Raw genomic sequence first — 10,045 nt, forward strand, 5'->3', positions numbered from 1 at the left:
TTTTATGAATAATGAGCACAATCCTATAGCGCAACGTATTAATTACCTACAAAGTTTTTGGATGCAACAGCGATTATTAAAACCTAAAGCACGGTTTATACGATGGTTGGTTGATGAACCCGATGTGCCATTAGTAAATGGATTTTATAAATTAGAATCGTCACCCTACGGTAAAATAGAAGAAACACTGGTAGTTATGTTTACTGATTTTGAATCTGAAACTTCTTTTTCTTATGCTTTAGCAAAAGATTGGCTAGCGGTTTACAAAACAGAAAGCGAAAAACATCCAGAATTGCAATGGGTAGATTATCAGTCGTTAGATAGGGATTTTGAATTATTAGACCCTGAAAATAATGTATTGGCAAATCTTTTTCTGGTAGAACTGTTAACCAAATTTAAAGCTTACGAAGGAAAAAGCGCTCCTCTATATATTGGTGTAAACCCAAGAAAGATAACAGATCATGCCGCTTTATGTTCATGGATTTGTACTCTTATAGAACAACTTCCTGAGAATATTGGTTTTGTAGTTACGGATTATAAAAAAAACAATTTTTTCGAATCTGTCTTTACTAATGAAGAAGCGTTTTTTGAGAAACAAACAATAAGGTTGAAAAACCAGGATATACAAGGGGCATATACCAAATTAATGACCCAGGGCAATCCCAATGATCCGCAAGTTGCTTTTAGAAAATGTATGGTGAAAATGGGAGAAGCCGCATCAAAAAACAATCAAGACAACCTTATTAAATGGGGAGAAAAAGGATTACATATAACAAAACAAACAACCGATTTGCCCTTTTGGGCATCTGCGCATCTAATCTATGCAGGGTATTTATTTGGTTTTAAAGATACAGAGCGTATTACTAATTTATTAGACAAAGGCATACAAATAGGAAAAAAACAACCAGAAGACAAAGCACTACTTGGTGTTACGCTACAATTATACAGTTATAAAGCTGCTTATTATAGTTTTATTAACAAAAAAGAAGAAGGTCTAGAGTGGTTTATAAAACAAGCCACGCTAGCAAGAGAGAATGAAGAAAGCATTGTTGCAATTACTGCCTATAAAAATGCGTTTTTACTTGCCGAACAGAGTAGCATGATCAGCGAGGTAAAAGACACTATTCCTATAGCTTTCAAATACGGCTATGCTATAGAAGATAGTCTTTTAAAAATAACCGAGTTTGCTTATATCGCATTTCATTATGTAAAATTGCTGAGAGAAGAAAAGGAAACCCCTGATCTAAAAGAAGAATTAAAAACCATAGATACTCGCATGACGCTTTTGTTTGGAGATACTTGGGAAACCCAGTTCGCCAGTTTAAGGAAGCAAATAAAAAACAAAGAATTAGCATCATAATACCCAACAATTATGTTATTAGCAGACAATCATTTTACACCAGTTATAGGATTAGATGTACACTTTACGGTAGTACCACCTTTTAATCCATTTCAACCCTTTATAGCGGCTATTCTGGATCCTATGGATTATGTTCCGTTTATAGGCGCTACAGTGCATGTTAATGGAGCAAAAAGAGGAGTCTCAGATACTAGTGGGGTATTGGTAACACTATTTCATATTCCCATAGTAGGTGCTTTTGCTGCAGCTCCAATAATTGGGCATGAGAGTATGAACTTTTTTTCCAGTGAAACCGTAAAAGCAGATGGCACACGCTTAAGTCCCAAAGGGCATATGGTAATGAGTTGTAACGATATAGGTATACCATTATCTTTATCACCAGGCAAAAAGAAATTCTGGAAACTGGTTCCTACCATATTTGCGCCTACATCTTACTCTTTACCAATCCCGTCTGGTAAACCCGTAAATGTTGCACCACCTTATAGTCCAGATTTATTAGGAATGGCTATGGGCTTAGCTATGAGTTTTGGTTTTGGAGCTATAATGCGATATGCAGGAAGACTCTTAAATAAACTAGCCAAAAAAATAGGCAATGGCTCGAATAAAATGAGCAGTTGGTTGTGTAAATTAGGTTTTGAACCTATTAATCTAGTTACAGGAGCTGTCACCTATGAAGGAGTCGATTTTGAACTCCCAAGTCCTATTCCATTTGCATGGGAACGTGTATGGGATTCAGATTCAGATTATGTAGGCATACTTGGGCATGGGGTACATTGTAAGTACGATCGTGCTGTAGAGCTTTTTCCAGATCAAGATGCTGTAGGGCTTCGGTTTGAGGATGGCAGAATGTTGGCATTTCCCTTTTTAGAACGTGGCGATTCTATATATATGCGACAAGAAAAAACAACCCTTACCAGAACTCCCAAAGGAGATTTTGTAGCCTATTCGCATACCGAAGAGTTGTACTCCCATTTTGAGTATAAAACAACACAAGATAACCAAACCCTGTATAAGCTTACTAAAATAGAAGACTTACGAGGTTTTAAAACCCAGTTTATTTTTAAAAACAATAGGCTAACTCAAATTATTGATGCCTCTAATAGAGAATTAACCTTAGAATATACACCACAAGGTTTTGTAAGTAATATCTATTTAAAAAAGAAAGAAGACAAACAACTTATGGTAGCGTATCAATATGATGCTTTGGGCAATATGATTGGTATTGCAGATGCGCTAGAGCAGCAAACCATAATGGAGTACCAAGACCATCTTATGGTTAAAAAAATAGACCGTAACGGACAAGCCTTTTATTGGGAGTATGAAGGCAAAGGTACCGCAGCAAAATGTATACACACTTGGGGTGATAATGGCTGGCAAGAAGGCTATATGGAATACCATACCCAAGAAGGCTATAACAAAATTACCGATGCCAATGGCATTGTAACCTATTACTACTATACTCCAGAAGGTTTAGTTACCGAAATTAAAAATGGAGAGGGTGATAGCGAATATATGGAGTATACAGAGTATATGGAACTGTATCGCGAGATAGACCAAGAAGGTAATGTAACCGGGTATACCTATGATGAGCAAGGCAACCAAACAAGTGTAGTGTACCCAGACGGATCTGCATCGCAATACATGTATAATGATGCTGGACGATTATTGATTACGATAGATCCTGAAGGCAATAAACGTAATTATACCTATAAAAAAGAAACTCCACACTTAGTAAATAGCATTGTAGAACCCGATAATAGTATTACAGCCTTTACCTACAATAGCAGCCAATTAGTAAGCGAAGTAAAAAACAATACCAAAAAAAGTTATCTAACATACAATACACAGTACAATTTAGACAGTTTTAAAGATCAGGACAACAATACTACTAATTGGGTATATAACCACTTAGGGCAAGTTTCAAATATAAGTGTTAATGGTAGAATACAACAAAGTTTTGTTTACGATGCCTTAGGGCGTGTAACCCGTGTAGCAAATAATGGGGATCACGAAACAGAATTAAAGTACAATGCCTATAACGAAGTTATACAGGCTTTTAACAACAAAACCAAAATAGATTTTGCCTACACGCCACTTGGTAGCTTACAAATGCGCGAAGAAAACGGCGCAAAAGTATTTTTTGGCTATGATAAAATGGAACAGTTAAAAACCATTAAGAATGAACATGACGAAACCTATAGCTTTACCCGTAATAAAAATGGCGAAATAATTACCGAAAAGGGATTCGATGCCCTACAACGCACCTATAGACGGGATCGTGCAGGCAAAGTAATAAAAGTAGAACGACCCAACAACCAGTTTACGGAGTACGAATACAATGCCTTGGGGCAAATAACACGTGCAGAATACAGCGATGGCACTTGGGAAACCTTTTCATATAACAAAAATGGGCAACTTATAGAAGCCCGTAATCCCAATAGTGCTGTAAGCTTAGAACGCGATGCTATAGGGCGCATTGTAGAAGAAAAACAAAGCACAGGCCTGCCCAACGAAAAAGGCTACAGCCTACAGAACAACTACAATGCCAATGGTAATCGTACCGCACTAACCTCTAGTCTTGGCGCCAATATACAACACCAGTACAATGCCAGTGGGCAATGTGTAAATACCCAGGCACAAAATGGCAACAATACATACACAGCGCAAACAAAATATAACCCACTAGGGCAAGAAATAGAACGAGTGGTAACAGGGGGCATAACCTCTAGTCGCAGTTATGATCGCGCGGGCAGGCAACGCACCCACCACGTACATGGCAAAACACGTAGCTACCGCAACACACAATACACCTGGAACCCCAATCACCAGCTACAACAAATATTCGACGCCACGGCACACAACAATACCCAGTTTACCTATAATGCCTTTGGTAGCTTGGCAAGTGCCCATTATGCCGATGATAGTTATGATTATAAGTTGCCAGACGAAGTGGGGAACCTATACAAAACCAAAGAAAAAGACGAACGTAAATACGGTAAAGGCGGGCAATTACAGCACGATAAAAATTGGCAGTATTTATATGACCAAGAAGGTAACCTTATTAAAAAAACAAAAAATAACCAAGAGCAAATACTAGCAGACTTTAAAAAAGAAAAAGAAAAAGCAGCGTCTATAAAAACCACATGGATAGATAGAGTTTTTGGGTATACAGACGACGAGGAATCAGAACCCGATCTAAACCCAAAAACACCATTAACCCACTGGCAACATGGCGAATGGTTTTACACATGGCAAGCCAATGGCATGCTAAAAAGTGTAAAAGATCCTAGAGGCAAAGTTACAAGTTTTGAATATGATGCTTTGGGCAGGCGTACCGCAAAAATAAACCATTATAAAAAAGAAATAAATCGTTATATTTACGACGGCAACGTTCTTTTACATGAATTTAGGTATGCTCTTGAAGATAGACCAAAAGTAATAGCAGACGATTTAGGTAGGTTAAGTTATGATAAAGAAGAACCTACAACAAACCTAATTACTTGGGTATTTGATGAAGGCACATTTGTTCCTTCGGCCAAAATTACAGAAGACGGTATCTTTAGTATCATATCAGATTATTTGGGTACTCCTATTTTATCTTTTGATGAAAATGGTAAAAAAGTTTGGGAGCGCGAACTGGATATTTATGGTAAAGTAAGGAAGGGGGATAATCGTTTTGTACCATTCCTATACCAAGGACAATACTTCGACGAGGAAACAGAATTAGCCTATAACAGGTTTAGGTATTACTCCCCAGACTCGGGGACGTATATCTCCAAAGACCCGATCGGGCTTAGTGGTGGCGACAATTTATATGCATATACAAAAGATGTAAACTTATTGATTGACCCTATGGGATTAACTCCCTTAGGTCAACAAGGATTCTCCGTATATGGTTTATTTGAAGCAGGGGCAAAAGAACCTTACTATATAGGTATTAGTAATGACTCTGAAAGAAGAGCATTTCAGCATATGGATAGTGGTAGATTGTCTGAGACAGGAGAAATGAAAGTTTTTAAAGGTTTAGAAGATGTAACTTATGCGGAAGCAAGGGGAAATGAACAACATCTTATAGAAAAACATGGAACCAAAACAGGAACAATAGGTGAAGAAATTGGACCAAATAACAAAGGAAATAAAATAAATTCATTTGATAAAACCAGAACTGATGCCAGAGGTAAAAAGTTTAAAGCTGAATATGACAAGGCTAAAGGAAAAGGGAAACCTAAAATTAAATGTGGATAAAATAGAATGAGACAATCATCTAAATTAGAAGAAGGAGAGATATATGCTATACCATTATTTCTTTCTGATGAAAAAAGCACCAAAAGTTTTGCTAGAAACAAATTTACAGATAGAGGTAAGGAGTTTGTTTTTTGTAGAATAATAGAAGATAGAAGAGGAAGTGGTTACTTAACCGAAATCTTTGATTTAGTTGGTGATCTGAATGAAAGTTTGGAAAAAATTATTAGTTCAAATAGACTTTTTCAGCCAATCGCAATTACAGGAATGGCAATAACTACCAAAAGATGGAGAAAAGTTCATGTACAAGAGAACTATGATAAAGAACGTGATTCTAACTATTCGGACATAAAAATTGTTTTACAAGATGGGGATGATTATAGCCTATGGCAAAACGGTAAAGAAACTGAAATAAGTGAAACTGAAGCTAAAAATTATGAGCGTTGGCAAATATGGATGCCTTCACAACTAGAAAAACGTATTATTAAAGAGTTGTTTGGAGAAGTAACTTCCTAGAATGACCCGCTATTCCCCTGCTAGCGCGAGCGTCTCGCTCGTGCCGTCAAAGAGTAAGCATGGTATAAAAAACAAAGTACCCTGCTATTGCTAGTTTGTAACTAGTACCGATTACGAGTAAGCAATAAGATAAAAGATAAAGTAACCTTAAAACCAAAGATATGCCAATCAAAGACAGAGATTACAACAAAGCCAAGGCGCTGTTAGAAGCAGCGGGTAGTAAAAGTGCCGAGAAATCGCACATAAAACACACGGGCAGCAAAGGCTCCCCAGATGGTCACGGCAGGAGTTTATATAACGAGGCACAACAAGATTTTGGAGGTCAACCCACCGCAGCACAATTAGAAGCTTTACGTAAAGCCTCTAAGTTTCTAGGGGTGTAGATAATACTAGATAACCATAAAAAAACCACAACATCTGTTGTGGTTTTTTTGTTACATAATACTTTGCAGCTTCACTTGTTTTAAAAAAGCGTCAAGCAATGCAAAAACATGATCCTTATTCTCAGGGGTCAATTGCTGTATATCTTGTAGTCGTTTTAAAGTCTCCTTATCAATCTGCTCATACTCCCCATCTTTTACCAGATAATCTAGAGTAACCCCAAGTGCATCTGCTATTTTAGTAGCTACATCAATAGATGGTGTGTTTTCTCCACGTTCGTACTTACCAATAATATCTCCAGATGTTCCTACCATCTTCCCTAAATCAGCCTGTTTGATTTTTTTTTGTTTTCTGGCAAACGCCAATCTTTCTGAAAAAGCCATAAATACCTCGTTTTTATCACCTATTTACTAGGTTAAGACAAATATAAACGACTTATAGGTTAAAAACAATTACAATAACTCTTGTTTGAAAACGTTAAATGAGTTAGATTTGTGAGGTATTTATCAGATTACACTTTTTTCAACAATTTTTAATACACACAAAACTTCATGAGACACCGAAAACTCACGCTACAATCCGATCACAGAAAATGTGCTGATAAAAAGTATAAAGCGTATCCTAGTTTAAAACTATGTGGTAAGTGGTTACAAGATTGCGGATTCAGCCCACAAGATAAAGTACGTATCACGGTAGACAAGGAGGTATTGATCATAGAACTCATGAAAGATTAACCTTATGGAAATATCAGAGATCAAAGCCCAATTATCAATTACCGATGTGCTACAATACTACGGGGTAGAGCTTATAAAAAACAAGCAATGCTTGTGTCCTTTTCATGACGATAAAACCCCAAGCATGCAGGTATATACCAATACCAATACGGTGTATTGTTTTTCTGGCAACTGTGCTAAAAGCGGAAAATCTATCGATGTTATAGATTTTATCATGCACAAAGAGTCTGTTACCAAACACCAAGCCATTGTAAAAGCCAAAGCCATGGTAGTACCACCTGCAGCAACCCAACCATCCATAACAAAAAAACCTGTAGAGGGCTTATCCGAAGTATTGCTGATTCTAAAAGAGCAACTGCCACGCAGCAGAAATGCAACAGCTTACCTGCAAACCAGAGGATTGATAAAGCTAAAAGCAATAGGTAGTAACCACCGCAATGGAAACGACAAAATACAATACAAATACCCACACTTAAAAAACTGTATTGTTTTTCCATTACAAGATGCTCAAAATAATACGGTCTCTTTTTATGGTCGCAGTTTTAAAAATGAATTAAGAAACAAACACTTTTACACCTCCAATAGAAAAGGTTTATATCCTGCATATCCCGATACGACCACAAAACACTTAATCCTAACCGAAAGTATCATTGATGCAGCAACCTTAGAATTGCATGCTAAATTACCAACACACACAGCAGTATTAGCGTGTTATGGCACTAACGGATTTACCCCAGAACACGCCGAAGCCATACATCGTTTAAATTTATTGCAGGACATTGTCCTGTTTTTTGATGGGGACGAAGCAGGTCGCACAGCAGCAACGAAATTACAAAGCCAGTTACAAAAAGACTATCCAAATATAACCATCGGTGTCATTAATACCCCAAAAGACGAGGATATTAATAGTCTGTGGATCAACCACGAAGACAGTAATATATTTACGATACTATTAAACGAATCCCTTAAAAAAATAGCACAAACCCAACCCAAAGCAACACCACCCAAAACAAAACAAGTACCACAAAAAAACCAACTCTATTACATTAATAACCTCATAGCACAAAGCGGAATTATAGGGGAAGAAAACAGCCGATTATTATTATTTATAATCGCCAGTAGTTACAAAACAAATAAACCCTTGCACGCCATAGTACAGGGCAGTAGCGGGAGTGGCAAAACGCATTTAATCAGTAAAATAGCCGATGTAATGCCTAGAGAAAATGTATTGCGGTTTACACGGATTACCGAAAGTGCTTTATATAATTTTAGCGAAGATATGCTAGTGGGTAAACTCATTGTAATCGAAGATTTAGACGGCTTAAAAGAAGAAGCTTTGTTAGCCTTTAGAGAGCTGGTCAGTAACCACCAGGTAAGTAGCGGGGTGAGCATAAAAGACAAAAAAGGAAACATAAAGAGCACCACTAAAATAGTCAAAGGTATATTTAGCAGTATGAGTGCCACTACAAAAGGTGCTATTTATGAAGATAATATGAACCGTAGTTTTTTACTGGCCGTAGACGAATCTGCAGCACAAAGCAGTAAAATAATAGACTATCAAAACAAACGCTACGCAGGAGAAATAAGTAGCCACAGCGAACACAAAGCGGTAGAAGAATTACAACAAATCATACGGGATCTACAAAATATACCCGTAATAAACCCATACGCAACACAACTGGAATTACCCAATAGCGTACATAAAAAAAGGCGTTTAAACGAAATGTTCCAAAGTATTATCAAGCAAATCACCTTTATTAATCAAAAACAAAGAACTTTAAAAAACGGAGCCATTTATACGGAGATAGAAGATATAGAACAGGCAATAGAAATTTTGTTTGATAGTATTATTTTAAAAATAGATGAATTAGAAGGGACACAACGCGTATTTTACGAAACCCTTTTTAAAGCTTTTAAAAACAATCCGTTTACCCGTTTTGAAGCCATGGCAGTTACCGGCTTAAAGAAAACCCAATTGCAATACCACTTAAACCAATTAGTACAGTTAGAATACTTGCAGCAATTTGGTTTTAGTAATCGGGGATTTAAATATAAGATAGGCTTTGAAGACAGTATTACCACTATAAAAAAAGATCTAAAAAAGCATTTTAAGAACCAGTTAAAAATACTAAAAGAGACTATGCCTGCGAACGCCACCGAACACCAGCGAACACCAACCGAACGCCAAACGAACACCAGAATAGAATAAAGCATTAATAAACAGTAATTTAACCTTAGCGTTCGGAAATATGGAAAAAGAGTCAACCGACAGACAGTTAATTACATCGTATAAGCAAGAATTAGACACTTTAGGGTATACCCCACAAACGGTATTTACTAAAATAAGAAACCTGATAAACTTCAAAACCATTACCCAAAAACCTTATCAGGAAATCACCGAAACAGCCCTTGAGTTTTATTGTATTTATTTACAAAAAAAAGAACTACACAGTAATACCATAAAGCATTACTATCATAATGTATCTCAATTTTTTATCTACTTAGAAAGAGAACAAATTATTAGTAAAAACCCTTTTAATTTTTATGATTTACAACTTATAAAACAAGCTAAGAATACCAGGGAGATTATAAACCAACAAGAAGTAAAACAACTATATAAAGTAGCAAAGAAAGGCAAACAAACCCTGCTGTTACATTTATGCTATGGTTGTGGATTACGAGCCAAAGAACTAGAGCAAATTAATATAGAAGATGTACTGGACTACCTACTAAATTTGGGACTATTTTCTCAAGCCACTTTTTTATTATTTTTCCAATATTGTATTTCTACTTCTAGAGGAGTTTTATATCC

At 36.6% G+C, this 10,045-nt stretch carries 8 protein-coding genes; 7 read left to right on the forward strand and 1 reads right to left on the reverse strand.

Annotated features, from left to right (window positions below):
• The first annotated feature begins 4 nt into the window (after positions 1-4).
• From H527_RS0114415 to H527_RS0114430, 4 genes are all read left to right on the forward strand, one after another.
• Positions 5-1,360, forward strand: a complete 1,356-nt coding sequence (locus H527_RS0114415) for a hypothetical protein (RefSeq protein WP_027413364.1) — start codon at positions 5-7, stop codon at positions 1,358-1,360.
• Positions 1,361-1,372: 12 nt separating this feature from the next.
• Positions 1,373-5,605, forward strand: coding sequence for an RHS repeat-associated core domain-containing protein (locus tag H527_RS22205; protein ID WP_051316780.1), 4,233 nt, complete (start codon positions 1,373-1,375; stop codon positions 5,603-5,605).
• Between the two features lie 6 nt (positions 5,606-5,611).
• Positions 5,612-6,118, forward strand: a complete 507-nt coding sequence (locus H527_RS0114425; RefSeq protein WP_027413365.1) for an Imm26 family immunity protein — start codon at positions 5,612-5,614, stop codon at positions 6,116-6,118.
• Positions 6,119-6,279: 161 nt separating this feature from the next.
• Entirely contained in the window at positions 6,280-6,501 is a 222-nt protein-coding gene (locus tag H527_RS0114430) for a hypothetical protein (protein ID WP_027413366.1), read from the forward strand.
• A 51-nt stretch (positions 6,502-6,552) separates the two neighbouring features.
• Here H527_RS0114430 and H527_RS0114435 read toward each other — a convergent pair whose 3' ends face one another.
• Positions 6,553-6,882: a helix-turn-helix domain-containing protein gene (locus tag H527_RS0114435; protein WP_027413367.1), complete on the reverse strand. Its 330-nt coding sequence runs from the start codon at positions 6,880-6,882 to the stop codon at positions 6,553-6,555.
• Positions 6,883-7,050: 168 nt separating this feature from the next.
• Here H527_RS0114435 and H527_RS0114440 point away from each other — a divergent pair, with 168 nt between their 5' ends.
• The 3 genes from H527_RS0114440 to H527_RS0114455 all read left to right on the forward strand — a co-directional run.
• Positions 7,051-7,233, forward strand: coding sequence for a SymE family type I addiction module toxin (locus H527_RS0114440; RefSeq protein ID WP_027413368.1), 183 nt, complete (start codon positions 7,051-7,053; stop codon positions 7,231-7,233).
• Positions 7,234-7,237: 4 nt separating this feature from the next.
• Complete coding sequence (locus tag H527_RS23190; RefSeq protein ID WP_051316781.1) at positions 7,238-9,442, forward strand: CHC2 zinc finger domain-containing protein; 2,205 nt, start codon at positions 7,238-7,240, stop codon at positions 9,440-9,442.
• A 40-nt stretch (positions 9,443-9,482) separates the two neighbouring features.
• The coding region (locus H527_RS0114455; RefSeq protein ID WP_027413369.1) for a tyrosine-type recombinase/integrase at positions 9,483-10,045 on the forward strand (563 nt) is incomplete at its 3' end.

This window comes from Aquimarina muelleri DSM 19832 (genome assembly GCF_000430665.1).
In the GTDB taxonomy this organism is placed as follows: Bacteria; Bacteroidota; Bacteroidia; order Flavobacteriales; family Flavobacteriaceae; genus Aquimarina; species Aquimarina muelleri.